Annotated in this window: 15 protein-coding genes; 9 read left to right on the plus strand and 6 right to left on the minus strand. The window is 74.8% G+C overall.

The genetic code is table 11. The annotated features are described in order from the left end of the window. Nucleotides 1–88 precede the first annotated feature (88 nt). A complete protein-coding gene (locus tag ABZW10_RS35595) occupies nt 89–541 on the minus strand; it encodes a hypothetical protein (RefSeq protein WP_355374785.1) in 453 nt (150 codons plus the stop codon). Nucleotides 542–766: 225 nt separating this feature from the next. On the opposite strand from ABZW10_RS35595, the gene ABZW10_RS35600 reads away from it, so the two are divergent. Both ABZW10_RS35600 and ABZW10_RS35605 read left to right on the plus strand, forming a co-directional pair. Then, nucleotides 767–1981 (plus strand): 8-amino-7-oxononanoate synthase, encoded by a 1215-nt coding sequence (locus ABZW10_RS35600; RefSeq protein WP_355374787.1) that lies wholly within the window; start codon nt 767–769, stop codon nt 1979–1981. Further along, nucleotides 1978–2517 (plus strand): hypothetical protein, encoded by a 540-nt coding sequence (locus ABZW10_RS35605; RefSeq protein WP_355374790.1) that lies wholly within the window; start codon nt 1978–1980, stop codon nt 2515–2517. Before ABZW10_RS35600 ends, ABZW10_RS35605 begins: the two co-directional genes overlap by 4 nt. Here the strand turns inward: ABZW10_RS35605 and ABZW10_RS35610 are convergent. The 3 genes from ABZW10_RS35610 to ligD all read right to left on the minus strand — a co-directional run bounded on the left by ABZW10_RS35610 (nt 2514) and on the right by ligD (nt 5158). Next, nucleotides 2514–3380 carry an aminoglycoside phosphotransferase family protein gene (locus tag ABZW10_RS35610; protein WP_355374792.1) on the minus strand — a complete coding sequence of 289 codons (867 nt, stop codon included), beginning with the start codon at nt 3378–3380 and terminating at the stop codon, nt 2514–2516. The two genes, ABZW10_RS35605 and ABZW10_RS35610, sit on opposite strands and share 4 nt — an antisense overlap. Next, nucleotides 3377–4003 (minus strand): GNAT family N-acetyltransferase, encoded by a 627-nt coding sequence (locus ABZW10_RS35615; protein ID WP_355374862.1) that lies wholly within the window; start codon nt 4001–4003, stop codon nt 3377–3379. The genes ABZW10_RS35610 and ABZW10_RS35615 overlap by 4 nt, the downstream gene beginning before the upstream one ends. Before the next feature lie 156 nt (nt 4004–4159). Then, on the minus strand, nt 4160–5158 hold the full coding sequence (gene ligD, locus ABZW10_RS35620) for a non-homologous end-joining DNA ligase (protein ID WP_355374865.1): 999 nt from the start codon (nt 5156–5158) through the stop codon (nt 4160–4162). Nucleotides 5159–5281: 123 nt separating this feature from the next. Here ligD and ABZW10_RS35625 point away from each other — a divergent pair, with 123 nt between their 5' ends. Next, entirely contained in the window at nt 5282–6343 is a 1062-nt protein-coding gene (locus ABZW10_RS35625) for an ATP-dependent DNA ligase (RefSeq protein ID WP_355374868.1), read from the plus strand. Between the two features lie 32 nt (nt 6344–6375). Here the strand turns inward: ABZW10_RS35625 and ABZW10_RS35630 are convergent, their stop codons facing one another. Beyond that, nucleotides 6376–7803, minus strand: coding sequence for a serine hydrolase domain-containing protein (locus ABZW10_RS35630; protein WP_355374795.1), 1428 nt, complete (start codon nt 7801–7803; stop codon nt 6376–6378). Nucleotides 7804–8070: 267 nt separating this feature from the next. Between ABZW10_RS35630 and ABZW10_RS35635 the strand changes: the two genes are divergently transcribed. The 5 genes from ABZW10_RS35635 to ABZW10_RS35655 all read left to right on the plus strand — a co-directional run bounded on the left by ABZW10_RS35635 (nt 8071) and on the right by ABZW10_RS35655 (nt 13510). Further along, on the plus strand, nt 8071–9021 hold the full coding sequence (locus tag ABZW10_RS35635; protein ID WP_355374871.1) for an ATP-binding cassette domain-containing protein: 951 nt from the start codon (nt 8071–8073) through the stop codon (nt 9019–9021). After that, nucleotides 9018–9674, plus strand: a complete 657-nt coding sequence (locus tag ABZW10_RS35640; RefSeq protein ID WP_355374798.1) for a hypothetical protein — start codon at nt 9018–9020, stop codon at nt 9672–9674. The genes ABZW10_RS35635 and ABZW10_RS35640 overlap by 4 nt, the downstream gene beginning before the upstream one ends. A gap of 342 nt (nt 9675–10016) precedes the next feature. After that, on the plus strand, nt 10017–11045 hold the full coding sequence (gene tdh / locus ABZW10_RS35645; protein ID WP_355374801.1) for an L-threonine 3-dehydrogenase: 1029 nt from the start codon (nt 10017–10019) through the stop codon (nt 11043–11045). Between the two features lie 79 nt (nt 11046–11124). Beyond that, nucleotides 11125–12318 (plus strand): glycine C-acetyltransferase, encoded by a 1194-nt coding sequence (locus tag ABZW10_RS35650; protein ID WP_355374804.1) that lies wholly within the window; start codon nt 11125–11127, stop codon nt 12316–12318. A 274-nt stretch (nt 12319–12592) separates the two neighbouring features. Further along, nucleotides 12593–13510 carry a LysR family transcriptional regulator gene (locus ABZW10_RS35655; protein ID WP_355374807.1) on the plus strand — a complete coding sequence of 306 codons (918 nt, stop codon included), beginning with the start codon at nt 12593–12595 and terminating at the stop codon, nt 13508–13510. A 63-nt stretch (nt 13511–13573) separates the two neighbouring features. Here the strand turns inward: ABZW10_RS35655 and ABZW10_RS35660 are convergent, their stop codons facing one another. After that, nucleotides 13574–14110, minus strand: coding sequence for a hypothetical protein (locus tag ABZW10_RS35660; RefSeq protein WP_355374809.1), 537 nt, complete (start codon nt 14108–14110; stop codon nt 13574–13576). Nucleotides 14111–14354: 244 nt separating this feature from the next. Between ABZW10_RS35660 and ABZW10_RS35665 the strand changes: the two genes are divergently transcribed. Next, nucleotides 14355–14885, plus strand: coding sequence for a helix-turn-helix transcriptional regulator (locus ABZW10_RS35665; protein ID WP_355374812.1), 531 nt, complete (start codon nt 14355–14357; stop codon nt 14883–14885).

Raw genomic sequence — 14885 nt, forward strand, 5'->3', positions numbered from 1 at the left:
AACCACGCGGCCCCATCGAGACCGAAGCAGCCCGCCGCCTCGCCGACGACCTCAAGAACGAGTGATCACCCGATTACCCAACACTTTCTCAGCCGTGCGGCTGCGCGAACTGGCTGTGGATCGCGCTCTCGGTGTTGTCGTAGTTCTGGGCGGTGGCGTGCAGGTTCTTGCCGATCGTTCCGACGGCTTCCCCGAGCGTGTGGGCCTGGCCCGACCAGACGCTCCACGCGGTGTTGAGGGCGGTGGAGAGGTTCCAGCCCATCAGCGCGGCGACCGCGCCGGTGACGTGCCCCGCGGGCTGTGCGCACTCGGTGCGGACGGACTCGCGCAGGGCCGTGGCGTTGGTGCCGGCCTGGCGGATCATCCCGGGGTTCGCCCTGACGGACGGGCCGCCGGCGGCCGGCGGGAGCGTGACGGGTGGCGGGGCCCCGGCGGCGGCCGCCGCGAGGTCGGGAAACTGCTTCTTCGCCTCCGCGGTGAGGTTTCCGGAACTGTCGAAGAGCCACGGGTTCATCCGTCGCTCGAATTCGAGGTCTGCCACCAAGTCCCCCCAGGACTGTTCGACTTGTCGGGACACTACCGGGGGAGGACGAACAATCGGTCGAGTTCGCGGGAATCGGAGGACGATGATCGAATGAATGAATGCATGTGAAATGTGAGGTTGATTTTAGGTAAACCTGTGGTTCTGGCGAGGTGGCTCCTGCGTCCGGCGGTGTGCCCCGGCGCACATTGCCCGGGTCGGGCGGGGCGTGCCAGAGTGCCGGGCATGGTCAACCGCAGCGTGTTCGAGACGTCCGAGGCGTCTGAGGCGTCCCAGGCCGATGGCTCCGCCGGCGCCGATCCCGGCGCCGTCTTCGACTGGCTCGACGCGAGCGCCGGGCAGCGGGCCCGGGCCGGGCTGACCCGTACCCTGCGCAGCCGGGCCGCCGACGACGCCGTGCTGGACCTCGCGGGCAACGACTACCTCGGGCTCACCCGGCACCCCGCCGTCACCCGGGCCGCCGCCGAGGCCGCGCTGCGGTGGGGCGGCGGTGCGACCGGGTCGCGGCTGGTCACCGGCACCACGGCGCTGCACACCGAGCTGGAGGAGGAGCTGGCCGCCCTCTGCGGGGCCGAGGCGGCGCTGGTGTTCTCCTCCGGGTACACCGCCAACCTCGCCGCGCTCACCGCGCTCACCGACCCCGACACGCTGATCGTCTCCGACGCCTACAACCACGCCTCGCTGATCGACGGCTGCCGCCTGGCCCGCGCCGATGTCCACCGCGCCCCGCACAGCGACCCGGGCGCCGTTGCCGAGGTGCTCGCCGGGCGCTCCCACCGGCGCGCCCTGGTGGTCACCGACTCGGTGTTCTCGGTCGACGGCAACGCCGCACCGCTCGCCGAACTCGCCGACGCCGCACGGAGGTTCGGCGCGGCGCTGCTCGTCGACGACGCCCACGGCCTCGGCGTGCTCGGCCCCGGCGGCGCCGGCGCCACCGCCGCCGCGGGGCTCGCCGGCGCGCCCGACGTCGTCACCACCGTCACCCTCTCCAAGTCCCTCGGCTCCCAGGGCGGCGCCGTCCTCGGCCCGCGGCGCGTCATCCGGCACCTCACCGAGACCGCCCGCACCTTCATCTTCGACACCGGCCTCGCCCCCGCCGCCGCCGGCGCCGCGCTGGGGGCCCTTCGCCTGCTGCGGGCCGAACCCCACCGCGCCGAACGCGCCCGCGAGGTGGCCCGCAGCCTCGCCACCCGCCTCGCCGCCGCCGGCCTGCACGCCTCCAGTCCCGACGCCGCCGTCGTCTCCGTGCGCGCCCCCGGCCCCGAGGCCGCCGTCGCCTGGGCCGCCGACTGCCGCCGGGCCGGCCTCGCCGTCGGCTGCTTCCGCCCCCCGTCCGTCCCCGACGGCGTCTCGCGGCTGCGGCTGACCGCCCGGGGTGATCTGACGGACGCTCAGATCGCCGACGCCGTGCGGATCATCGCCGCCACCGCCCCGGCGTGAGCGGGTCCGATGGGCTTCGCGCGGCGGCCCGGGCGCTGGTCCCGGTCGCGGCGGTGCTGGCGCTGCTGGCGGTCGGCGGCCGTGGCACGGCCCACGCGGGGGAGGGGCTCGCCTACGCCGCCGGGTTCGCCGGGACCCGCGGCGCCCTGGTCGCCGACCAGTGCCTGCGCGCCAACGCCGACCGGCCCGCGCTCGGCCCGAGCGGCGACTGCCGCGGCACCTTCTTCCCCGACGACGGCGGCCCGGCGAACGAGTACGCCTGGACGGACTGGCGGATCGACACCCACCAGCGCGTCGCCGTCTCCTGCGCCGCCGACGGCGAGTGCCGCCTCGCCGGTACCGGCGGAGTCCTGTACTGGCTGAGCCTGCTGCAGCTCGCGCTCGCCGCCTTCCCCGTCGCCGGGTTCGCCGCCGTCCAGGGACTGCTGCGCCACCGGGACCCCTCCCAGCGCAAGCGGGTGGTGCTCGGCGTGACCGCGGCCGTCCTGCTGGTCGGCGCGTTCGCCACCTTCGCGGGTGCCCTGGCCGCGCGTTAGAGGCCCGCCAGCTCCTTCAGGAACAGGGTCCCGGCGTCGCGGCGGCCTGCGGTCAGCCGTGGGGCGGCGACCACGACCGCCGTCGCGCGGCACCAGGCCAGCACGCGGTCGGCGTCCGCGCCCGGGACCAGGGCCGTCAGCTCGCCGATGCGGGCCGACAGGGCGGCCGGGGCGGTGACGCCGTCGAGCACCCAGTCGACCAGGTCGAAGTCGGGGTCGCCCAGGCACGCGCGCGGGTCGATCGCCACCGGGCCGTCCGGGCCGAGCAGCACGTTGGCCGGGTGCAGGTCGCCGTGCACCAGGGCGACCGGGGCGCCGTCCGCGGTCAGCTCCCGGGCCAGGGCCCGCGCGTGCACGGTCGGCACCCCGGGGGCCCGGCGGCCGGTCAGCTCGAACAGGAAGTCCAGCCGCTCGGCCAGGGGCGGCAGCGCCACCCCGTCCACCGGCACCGACCGCAGCGCGCCCAGCAGCCCGGCGACCTCGGACGGCCGCCAGCCGCGCTCGCGCAGGGACGTGCCCGGGGCGACGTCCGCGAGCAGCAGCGCGCCCGGGCCGGCGTCGTGCTCCAGCAGCCGCACCAGCGACGGCACGCCCTGCCACGCGCTCAGCGCCGTCGCCTCCTGCGCGGCCACCACCGGGTCCGGCGTCAGCTTCAGCCACACCGCCGCGCCGTCCGCGTGCCGCTCGCAGTGGAACACCCGCGCCGTGCCTCCCCCGCCGGCCGCCCGCACCGTCAGCCCCCAGCGGGCGGCCAGCGCGTCCACCAGCGACGGCAGTTCCTCGCACCACGCCTCGGCCGCAGGACCGAAGCGTACGGTGAGCCGTGCCCGCACCTCCTCGGGCACGGTGGCGAGCGCGCTCACGACAGCACCAGCAGCGACTCCGCCCCCATCGGCCGGTAGCCCGCCGCCTGGAAGGCCCGCACGCTCGTCGCGTTCCCCGGCGCCTGCTGCGACCACACCACCTCGCCCTCCGGCAGCAGGTGCCGGGCCGCCAGCGCCAGCGCCCGCCCCAGGCCGCGTCCGCGCGCCGCCTCGTCCACCTCGATCGCGCACTCCCAGCGACCGGCCACCCCGCGGCCCAGGATCAGCACGCCGCGCCCGCCGTCCGCGTCGAACACCCGGACGTCCTCGCGGTAGCACAGCGCCCGCACCACCCGCGGATGCTCCCGGTCCTCGACCTCCGCCAGCTCCAGCGCGGGCGCACCCGGCAGCCGGTCCGCCACCGTCAGCAGGTCGATGGTGCCGTTCACCCGCCCCGTGCGTTCGGCGAGCGCGCTCAGGAACGGCGGACAGAGCGGCGCGGCCAGCGGATCGCCCGGCGCCGCCGCCAGCGCGGCCCGCACCCAGGCCGGATCCTCGTCGGTGAACACCACCGAGTGCGCGGAGAACGCCACCACCCCCGCCTCGCGCGGCGACGGCTGCGGCACCACCGTCACCGACCCGTCCGCCGGCGGGAACACCCCGCCCGCCGCGTCCGCCAGCATCTCCCGCAGTCCCCGTGCACCCACTCCGCGCCCGCCCCTCCGTGATCCTTCGTGGGCGCCCAGCCTAGTAGTCCGCCCAAGGGGTCCGCCGAAGCAGCCCACCGAAGCAGCCCACCGAAGCGGTCCGTCGAAGCGGTCCGTCGAAGCAGTCCGCCGTCAGGACTTCCTGCGCGCCCGGCTCGGCTGCACCCGGGTCGGCTCGCCCGCCGCCTTCGGGTGGTCCGGCGGGTACGGCAGCTCGCCGTGGGCCCCCTCCGCGACCTGCCGCTCGTACAGCTCCAGCAGCCCCTCCAGCCGGAACCGCTCGTCCTCCATCGCCGCGTGCACGTCCCCCAGTTCCGCGAACCGGGCCGGCAGGGTGCGCAGGTCGAAGTCCTGCGGCAGGGCGTCGTCCAGTTCCTCCCAGCGCAGCGGTGCCGAGGCCGTCGCCCGTGGCCGCGCCCGCAGCGAGTAGGCCGAGGCGATCGTCCGGTCCCGCGCCATCTGGTTGTAGTCGACGAAGATCCGCTCGCCGCGCTCCTCCTTCCACCACGCCGTCGTCACCCGCCCCGGCAGCCGTCGCTCCAGCTCCCGGCCCAGCGCGATCACCGCGTGCCGCCCGTCCGTGAACGACCACTGCGGTACCAGGGGCACGTACACGTGCAGCCCCCGGCCGCCCGAGGTCTTCGGCCACCCCCGCAGCCCCTGCTCCTCCAGCACCGCCCGCAACTCGTGCGCGGCCCGCACCGCGTCCTTGAAGTCCGTGCCCGGCTGCGGATCCAGGTCGATCCGCAGCTCGTCCACGTGCTCGGTGTCCGAGCGCCGCACCGGCCACGGGTGGAAGGTCAGACACCCCAGGTTCGCCGCCCACAGCACCGCGGCCGGTTCCGTCGGGCAGATCTCGTCCGCCGACCGGCCGCTCGGAAAGGCGATCCGGGCCGTCGGCAGCCACTCCGGCAGGCCCTTCGGGGCCCGCTTCTGGTAGAAGAACTCGCCCTCCACCCCGTCCGGGAACCGCTGCAGCGTCGTCGGCCGGTCCCGCAGCCCGCGCAGCACCCCCTGCGCCACCGCCAGGTAGTACTCCGCGACGTCCAGCTTGGTGAACCCGCGCTCCGGGAAGTACACCTTGTCCGGGTTCGACAGCCGGACGGTGCGCCCGGCGACATCCAGTTCCACGGCAGAGCCCATGCCTCTCACGCTAAGCGCGCCGTGTCCGCTCCGCCCGCCGTGCCCGCCGCGGCCGCCGTGCTCGCCCCGCCCGCCGCGCGCCCCGGAGCGTTCGGCGCGAGGATCGGGACCATGGACCTGCCCGTCATGCCGCCGCTCGCCCCGATGCTCGCCAAGTCCGTCGCGAAGATCCCGCCCGGCATGCAGTACGAGGCCAAGTGGGACGGCTTCCGCACCATCGTCTTCCGCGACGGCGACGAGGTCGAGCTCGGCAGCCGCACCGGCAAGCCCCTCACCCGCTACTTCCCCGAACTCGTCGAGGCCCTGCGCCGCGAGACCCCCGGGCGCTGCGTGCTCGACGGCGAGATCGTCATCGCCCGTGACGGCCGGCTGCGCTTCGAGGAACTCCTCGAACGCATCCACCCCGCCGCCAGCCGGGTCAGGCTCCTCGCCGAGCGCACCCCCGCCTCCTTCGTCGCCTTCGACCTGCTCGCCCTCGGCGACGAACCCCTCCTGGACCGGCCCCTCGAAGCCCGCCGCCGGGCCCTGGAGAGCGCCCTCGCCGACGCCGCCGACCCCGTCTTCACCGCCCCCACCACCACCGACCGTGAACTCGCCGAGACCTGGTTCGCCCAGTACGAGGGCGCCGGACTCGACGGCATCGTCGCCAAACCCCTCGACCAGCCCTACCGGCCCGGCGAACGCGCCATGTACAAGATCAAGCACGAGCGCACCGCCGACTGCGTCGTCGCCGGCTACCGCGAACACAAGAGCGGCCCCGTCGTCGGCTCCCTCCTGCTCGGCCTCCACGACGCCGACGGCCGCCTCCAGCACGTCGGCGTCTGCGCCGCCTTCCCGATGGCCCGCCGCCGCGAACTCGCCGAGGAACTCGCCCCGCTGCGCACCACCGACCTCGCCGCCCACCCCTGGGGCGCCTGGGCCGACGAAGCCGCGCACGCCGACGCCCGGCTGCCCGGCGCCACCAGCCGCTGGACCGGCGGCAAGGACCTCTCCTGGATCCCGCTGCGCCCCGAACGCGTCGTCGAGGTCGCCTACGACCACATGGAGGGCACCCGCTTCCGGCACACCGCCCAGTTCCGCCGCTGGCGCCCCGACCGCACGCCCGACAGCTGCACCTACGCGCAGCTGGAGGAACCGGTCTCCTACGACCTGGCCCGGGTGCTCGGCGGCTGACGCGCCGGCTGAGCCGGCGGCCGGGCGCGCCGTCAGGCCGGTTGCCCGGGCGGCGTCACCGACGAGGACACCTTCGGCGAGGGTGACCCGGACCCGGACTCCGACCCGGACGGCTCGTCCGACTGCGACGGAGTGGCCGGCAGGTCGTAGACGTTCGCCGGCGAGACGATCTCCGTGATCGCCTTCGCGAACAGCGTCGACGGCTCCGAACCCCGGTACGCCACATCGGTGTTCAGCAGCACCACCAGCGACGCCTGGGCCGACGGCAGGTACACCACCACGGCCTGGTAGCCCGGCAGCGAACCGTTGTGCCCGATCCACCCGTGGTTGTCGAAGATCCCCAGCCCGTACGAGGTGCCCGGCGCCGTCGACGGCTGCGGCTCCAGGCGCTGCGCCTGGGTCTGCGGCTTCAGCAGCGAGCCGGTGGCCAGCACCTTCGCCCACTTCTTCATGTCCGCCCGGTCCGAGATGGCCGCCCCCGCCGCCCAGCCCCACGACGGGTTCCAGTCGGTGGCGTCCTGGATCGTCCCGTCCGCCGTCTGGTTGGTGTAGCCGCGCGCGTGCGGCTGCGGGAACGCGTTGTCCGTCGGGAAGACCGTGCGGCCCAGGTCCGCCGGCTCGAACACCTCCTTCTTCAGGAAGTCCCCGAGCGGGCGCCCGTCGACCTTCTCGATCACCTGGCCCAGCAGCACCGTGTTGGTGTTGGAGTACTCGAACTCCGTTCCCGGCGGGAAGTTCACCGGATGCCGGAACGCGTACGCGGTCAACTGGTCGGGCGTGAAGGGGCGCTGCGGATCCGCCTGGAACGCGCGCACGAAGTCCTCGTCCTTGGTGTACGAGAACAGGCCGCTGCGCATGCCCGCCAGCTGGCGCAGGGTGATCTGCTCGCCGTTCGGCACGCCGGCCAGGTACTTGCCGACCGGGTCGTCCAGCCCCACCTTGCCCTGGTCCACCAGCCGGAGCACACCGGTGACCGTGAAGGTCTTGGTCACGCTGCCGATCCGCATGTTGAGCCCGGTCACCATCGCGGTGCCCGGCACCCGCTCGGACACCCCGAACGCCTTGAGGTACTCGCCCTGCGGCGTCGCCACGTCGACGATCACGCCCGGCACCGAGGCCTCCGTCAGCACCCGCCCGATCGCGGCGTCCAGCCGGGAGGTGACGTCCGACGTCAGCGGCACCGTGGTGCCGCTCGGCGCCTGGGTGGGGCTGGGCGTCGCGGTGGGACTCGCGGTTCCGGTCGGACTCGCGGTCGCCGTCGGACTCGGGGTGGGGGTCGGGCTCAGCGCAGCCGGTGCGGCCGTCACCGCCCCGGCCGCCGCCGGGTGCTCGGACGGCGAGCCGCCCGAGCAGCCGGCGGCCAGCAGTCCGGCCAGCGCCAGCAGCAGCGCCACCGGCGCCGGCCGGGCGAGGGGCCGCCACCGGGGGGCGGCGGCTCGGGTCGACACACGGTTCGTCATCTTCGGGGCGCCTCTCTGGGCCGGACGGACCCGGAGCAGCGCTCGACGGGCCCGCAAAGGGGGAGCGATCGCCACCGTATGCGCGCCCGCCGCGCCCCGCGCGCCCACCGGCCGCCCGCTGGACCGAACGGACCCACGCGTCAGCCACCCGCCGCAACCCCGCTCGCACGCCCCCGACGTACGCCCACCAGCACCATTACCCGCCCCCTACCCGCGCCCGAGTAGGGTGCGCACCGCCGGAGCCGACGGGAGGGGAACACCGAGGTGCTGCACAGCGAAGCCGTTGCCGGAGCCGGATCAGGAGCCGGAGCCGTCGCCGAAGCCGTCGGCGTCGGAAAGCGCTACGGACGGGGGCCCTGGATCCTGCGCGACGTCGAGCTGCGCCTCGCCCCCGGCGACGTCCTCGCCGTGCTCGGCGCCAACGGCTCCGGCAAGTCCACCCTGCTGCGGATCCTCGCCGGCCTCACCCGCCCCACCACCGGCCGCCTCACCGGTGCCGTCACCCGCCCCGTCACCGCCGGCCGCCGGGCCGCCGTCGGCTACGTCCCCGACCGGTTCACCGCCCACGAGCGCCACACCGCCACCGGCTACCTCACCCACCTCGGCCGCGTCCGTGGCCTGCCCACCGCAGCCGCCCGCCGCCGGGCCGCGGAGCTCCTCGACCGGCTCGCCCTCGTCGGCGGCTCCCACGCCGCCCTGCGCACCCTGTCCAAGGGCAACGCCCAGAAGGTCGCGCTCGCCCAGGCCCTGCTCGTCCCGCCCGATCTGCTGGTGCTCGACGAACCCTGGTCCGGCCTCGACGCCTCCGCGCACACCGTGCTCGCCGAACTCATCGCCGAGACCGCCGCCGAGGGCGGGGCCGTGGTCTTCACCGACCACCGCGAAGCCGTCGCCGAGGCGCACGCCACCACCGTCCGCACCCTCGCCGACGGCCGGGTGACCGGGGCCCCGTCCGCGCCGTCCGCGCCCGCGTCCGCAGGGTCCGCCGCCGTGCCGCCCGCCGAGCTCGTGCTCACCGGCCCCGGCCCGGACGGCCCCGACTGGCAGGCCCTGCCCGGCGTCCTCACGCTGGAGCGCCGCGGCCCCGAACTCCACCTGCGGGTCGAGCAGACGCACGCCGACGCCGTCCTGCTCACCGCGCTGCGCCACCGGTGGTCGGTGCGCGCCGTCACCCGCCCCGCCCCCGCCCCCGCCCCCACGAGGACCACCAGCCGATGACCGCCCTCGTCCGCTACCAGCTCGCCACCCTGCTGCTCTCCCAGCGCTACCTCGCCCCGCTGATCCTGTTCACCGGCCTCGTCGCCGTCCTCACCAGCGACGACAGCGGCCCGCTCACCGCCGCCCACGGAGCCGCGTCCGCCGCGATGCTGCTCGCCGCCACCTGGCTCACCATGGCGCTCACCGGTCTGGAGGACCGGCCCCACCGCGCGCTCCTCACCGCCGCCACCGGCAGCCGCCGACGTCTGCTCACCGGCACCGTGCTCACCGCCCTGCTCGGCTGTCTGCCGCTCACCGCCCTCGGCCTCGCCCTGCCGCTGCTCGTCGGCACCCACACCCCCACCGCCGCCGACCTGCTGCTCGGCACCGAAACCCAGCTCACCTGCGCCCTCACCGGTACCGCCGTCGGCCTGCTCGCCTCCCGGCCACTGGTCCGCCGGCCGGGGTTCGGCCTGCTGCTCGCCCTCGGCCTGCTGCTCGTGCTCACCGTGAGCAAGGGCCTGCCCCCGGTCAACCTGCTGCTCACCCGGCTCTCCACCCACGACCGCTCGGCGGAGCTGCTGGCCTCCACCGCCCTGCTGCTCGCGCTCGCCGCCGCCCTCCTCGCCGCCGCGGCGGCCCTCGTGCACGCCGTCACCGCCCGCCGCGACTGACCCGGTCGCACCGGGGGAGCACCGGCCTCGGCGCAGCGCCCCGCGCGCCCCGGACATGCCTCGCGCGCTGCGCCGTCGGAGTGCCGACCGGCACGCCGCAGTGGCCCCCGACCCCAGCTCGGGCACGATCGTTTAGCCGAGCTGTCGCGGCCCTTAAGAATTCCTCGATGGACCGCACCCCCTCCCACCAGGCAGATTTCTGCCTGCCCGGAATGCGGACACCGGAACCGGTTCCGCAGGCCCTGGCCCCGCCAGGACCCGTCGGTCCTCGGGCCGCCACCCACCGGGCCCCGTCGGCCTGCCACACCAGGCCGCCCCCACCGCGCGTCAGGAGCCACCGCCGTGAAGGCACTCGTCAAGCAGAAGGCCGAACCCGGACTCTCGCTGATGGACGTCCCCACCCCGGTGATCGGCCCCGGCGAGGTCCTCATCAAGGTGCTGCGCACCGGCATCTGCGGCACCGACCTGCACATCCGCAAGTGGGACGGCTGGGCCCAGCAGACCATCAGGACCCCGCTCGTCCTCGGCCACGAGTTCGTCGGCGAGGTCGCCGAGATCGGCGCCGGCGTCGCGGACATCACCGTCGGCGACCTGGTCAGCGGCGAGGGCCACCTGGTCTGCGGCAAGTGCCGCAACTGTCTGGCCGGCCGCCGCCACCTGTGCCGCAACACCGTGGGCCTCGGCGTCAACCGCGACGGCGCGTTCGCCGAGTACGTGGCCCTGCCCGCCTCCAACGTCTGGGTGCACCGCGTCCCCGTCGACCTCGACGTCGCCGCGATCTTCGACCCCTTCGGCAACGCCGTGCACACCGCGCTGTCCTTCCCGCTGGTCGGTGAGGACGTGCTGGTCACCGGCGCCGGCCCGATCGGCATCATGGCCGCCGCCGTCGCCAAGCACGCCGGTGCCCGCAACGTGATGATCACCGACGTGTCGCCCTACCGCCTCGACCTCGCCCGCAGGGTCGGCGTCTCGCTGGCGCTGGACGTCTCCGAGCACACCATCGAGGAGGGCCAGCAGAAGCTCGGCCTGCGCGAGGGCTTCGACGTCGGCCTGGAGATGTCCGGCCGCCCCGAGGCGCTCCAGTCGATGATCGCCAACATGACCCACGGCGGAAAGATCGCCATGCTCGGCCTGCCCGCCGAGCAGTTCCCGATCGACTGGGCCTCCGTCGTCACCTCGATGCTCACCATCAAGGGCATCTACGGCCGCGAGATGTTCGAGACCTGGTACGCGATGTCCGTCCTGCTGGAGGGCGGCCTCGACCTCAGCCCCGTGATCACCGGCCGCTACCCCGCCGCCGACTTCGAGGCCGCCTTCGACGAGGCGGCGAGCGGCCGCTGCGGCAAGGTCATCCTCGACTGGACCGCCTGATCCCCGCGATCACCGCTCCGCCCACCCCCCTCGCCCGGCACCCTCGCCATCCCCGTTGCCACCCCGCTTAGGAGCAGCTGTGTTCGACACCGTGCGCGACGATGTCGCCGCCACCCTCGACGAGATCCGCGAGGCCGGCCTCTTCAAGCCGGAGCGGGTCATCGGCAGCCCGCAGAGCGCCGCCGTCACCGTCACCGCCGGCGGCACCCCCGGCGAGGTGCTCAACTTCTGCGCCAACAACTACCTCGGCCTCGCCGACCACCCCGAGATCCTCGCCGCCGCCAAGGACGCCCTGGACCGCTGGGGCTACGGCATGGCCTCGGTCCGCTTCATCTGCGGCACCCAGGACGTGCACAAGGAGCTGGAGGAGCGGCTGTCCACGTTCCTCGGCCAGGAGGACACGATCCTCTACTCCTCCTGCTTCGACGCCAACGGCGGCGTCTTCGAGACCCTGCTCGACGAGCGCGACGCCGTCATCTCCGACGCCCTCAACCACGCGAGCATCATCGACGGCATCCGCCTGTGCAAGGCCCGCCGCCACCGCTACGCCAACCGCGACCTCGCCGACCTGGAGCAGCAGCTCAAGGAGAGCCAGGACGCCCGCCGCCGCCTGATCGTCACCGACGGCGTCTTCTCCATGGACGGCTACGTCGCCCCGCTGCGCGAGATCTGCGACCTCGCCGACCGCTACAACGCCATGGTCATGGTCGACGACTCGCACGCCGTCGGCTTCGTCGGCGCGCACGGGCGCGGCACGCCGGAGCTGCACGGCGTCATGGACCGCGTCGACATCATCACCGGCACCCTGGGCAAGGCGCTCGGCGGCGCCTCCGGCGGCTACGTCGCCGCGCGGCGCGAGATCGTCGCGCTGCTGCGCCAGCGCTCGCGCCCGTACCTGTTCTCCAACTCGCTGGCGCCGGTGATCGCCGCCGCCTCGCTGAAGGTGCTGGACCTCGTCGAGCAGTCCAACGAGCTGCGCGAGCGGCTGGCGGCCAACACGGCGCTGTTCCGCTCGAAGATGACCGAGGCGGGCTTCGAGATCCTCCCGGGCGACCACCCGATCGCCCCGGTGATGATCGGCGACGCCGCCAAGGCCGGCCGCCTCGCCGAACTGCTGCTGGAGCGCGGCGTCTACGTGATCGGCTTCTCCTACCCGGTCGTGCCGCACGGCCAGGCCCGGATCCGGGTGCAGCTCTCCGCCGCGCACACCACCGAGGACGTCGAGCGCGCCGTGGCCGCCTTCGTCGACGCGCGCGCCGCGCTGGGCGAGTAGCCGCCCCCCTGATCGCCCGTGGCGCGTCCGCTCGGAACCGGACGCGCCACGGGCTCAACGACCGCCGTGCGGCGGGGGCCGGACCGGCCCACCCCCGCCGCACGGCACCCAGGACCACCTGCCCCACCCTCCCGTGAAACGGGAGTGGGAAGTTGGCCCGTCCGACTCTCCACTCCCGTTCCGCGGCTTCCGGAGCCGCCCGCCCCGCCGCCTCTCGTTCACCTGTTCGTCACCCCCGCCCCGGGAGTCCCGCGGACGCTGGCAGAATTGGCCTGTGATCGACGCGAGACGGCTGCGGACCCTGCGAGCGGTGGCGGACCACCGGACGGTGACGGCCGCGGCGGCCGCGCTCTACCTCACCCCCTCCGCCGTCTCGCAGCAGCTCGCCGCGCTGGAGCAGGAGACCGGCCACCACCTGCTGGCCCGCGAGGGCCGGGGCGTCCGGCTCACCGCCGCCGGGGAGATCCTGCTCGGCCACGCCGACGCGGTGCTGGCCCAGCTCGAACGCGCCGAGGCCGACCTCGCCGCCTACAGCGCGGGCGTGGCCGGCGAGGTCACCGTCGCCTCCTTCGCCACCGGCATCTCGCTCGTCCTCGCCCCGGCCATCGGCACCCTCGCCGCCCGCGCCCCCGGCGTCCGGCTCAAGGTGCTGGACGCCGAGGGCGACGCCAGCCTGCCGATGGTGCTCGACGGCCGCGCCGACCTCGCGGTGGCGGTCGAGTACCGGGGCGCCCCGCGCGCCGACGACGCCCGCCTCACCCGGGTCCCGCTCTACGCGGAACCGTTCGAGGCGGTGCTGCCGCTCGCCCACCCGCTGGCCGCCGGCGAGGGCCCGATCGCGGTGGCCGACCTCGCCGACGAGCCGTGGATCGGACCCTACCCGGGCAACCCGTGCCACGACGTGGTGCTGCTGGCCTGCGAGCACGCCGGGTTCCAGCCGCGTCTGCTGCACTCCTCCGACGACTTCCGCGCCGTCGTCGCCCTCGCGTCGGCCGGTGCGGGGGTGGCGCTGGTGCCGCGTTCGGCGCTGCTCGGCGTCGACCTCGCCCGGGTCGCGGTGCGCCCCGTCGACAGCGCGCTCGCCACCCGCCGGGTGTTCGCGGCCGTCCGCGCCGGCGCCGACGGCCACCCGCTCATCCGCCCGGTCCTGGACGCGCTGGCCGACGCCGCGCCCGAGTCCGACCGGCGCTGACGCCGGTGCGGCGGTCGGTGTCCGTGGCCGACCGGCGCTGTTGAGGGGAGGGGCGGCGGGCCGTCAGCCGGTGAAGAGCGGTTCGTAGGGCGAGTTCTCCGGGGTGAAGACCAGGACGTACTCCTCGTCGGCGCCGCGGCCGGTGCCCGTGGCGACCTCGCGGAGGCGGGCCAGGACCTCCGTCTCGGGCGGGAGGACGAGCCCGAGCGCCGCCGCGGCGGCGTCCCGGGCAGCCGCCAGGTCGGGCAGGTCCGCGAGGTACTCGGCGGCTGCCTCGGCGCTCTCCGTCGCGGAGAAGGCCGGGCAGTCCCGCCACCAGGGCGCGACCAGCAGCAGTCGCAGCAGCTCCGGCAGCCCGACCGCGATCAGGCCCGCCCGGCCTTCCGAGTCGGCGTACAGGACCGGACGCTCCTCGCCGCCCTCGCCGCAGAAGAAGAACGTGCCCCCGGCGCCGTCCCCGGCGAACCCCTCCAGCGCCGCCCCCGAGGCGAGGTGGACCTCCTCGACGTGGTCGCCGCGGTCGAGGTCGAAGTCGCCCGGCCAGGCGAGGAAGTCGGCGGCCTCGGTGTGTTCGGTGATGGCGGTGATCAGTGATGACATGGGGGCACCCTAGCCATCGGGACCGACGGCGGACCGACGGCGGACCGACGGCGGAGCGGCGGTGGGGCGGCGGTGGGGCGGTGCGGGCCCGGTGCGGGCGCCCCGGCCGGCGGGCGTGTCCGCCCTCTTGCCGGTGTCCGGCGCGAGCGTCAGCATGAGGGCACCGCTGTCATGTGCCGCTGGAGGGGGGATCCTGTCGATGGGTGGTGGGGATCCGGTGTGTCCGGAGTGCGGTGCGCCCCGCGTGCCGGGGCCGCCCCCGCGGCCGACGGCGGCCGGGCTGCCGCCGACCGGTGCGCTGACGCCGCGCGAGCGCGCCGTCCTGCACCTGCTGGGCCTCGGATACGACAACCGCTCGATAGCCTACGAACTCCATATCAGCGAACGCACCGTCAAACGGTTCGTCACCGCCATTCTGGCGAAACTGGGACTCCGGTCAAGACTGCAGGCCGGACTGCTCGCGCTGATTCTCGCGGAGTCCGCCCCCGCGCCGGCCGCCGGCTGCGATTCCTGGCCCAAAGGTCTCATGGACGGACCCCCGGAGGGCGGTGATGATGATCTGGAATCCGAGAAGGAGGGGACCATGACCTTCGACGCCCTCGCCGCCCTCCGGCAGGCGGGCAACCCGGTCGACCTGCTGACCCTGGAACAGCGGGACGTGCTGTCCCGGCTCACCGAGGACGAGGTGGCCGTCCTCAATTCCGTGAAACAACGGCTGGACGCCGTTTCGGACGCCGAGGTGGAAGGGCATTCCTTCGTCATCAAGTTGGCGTGA

The organism is Kitasatospora sp. NPDC004723 (genome assembly GCF_040609255.1).
In the GTDB taxonomy this organism is placed as follows: Bacteria; Actinomycetota; Actinomycetes; order Streptomycetales; family Streptomycetaceae; genus Kitasatospora.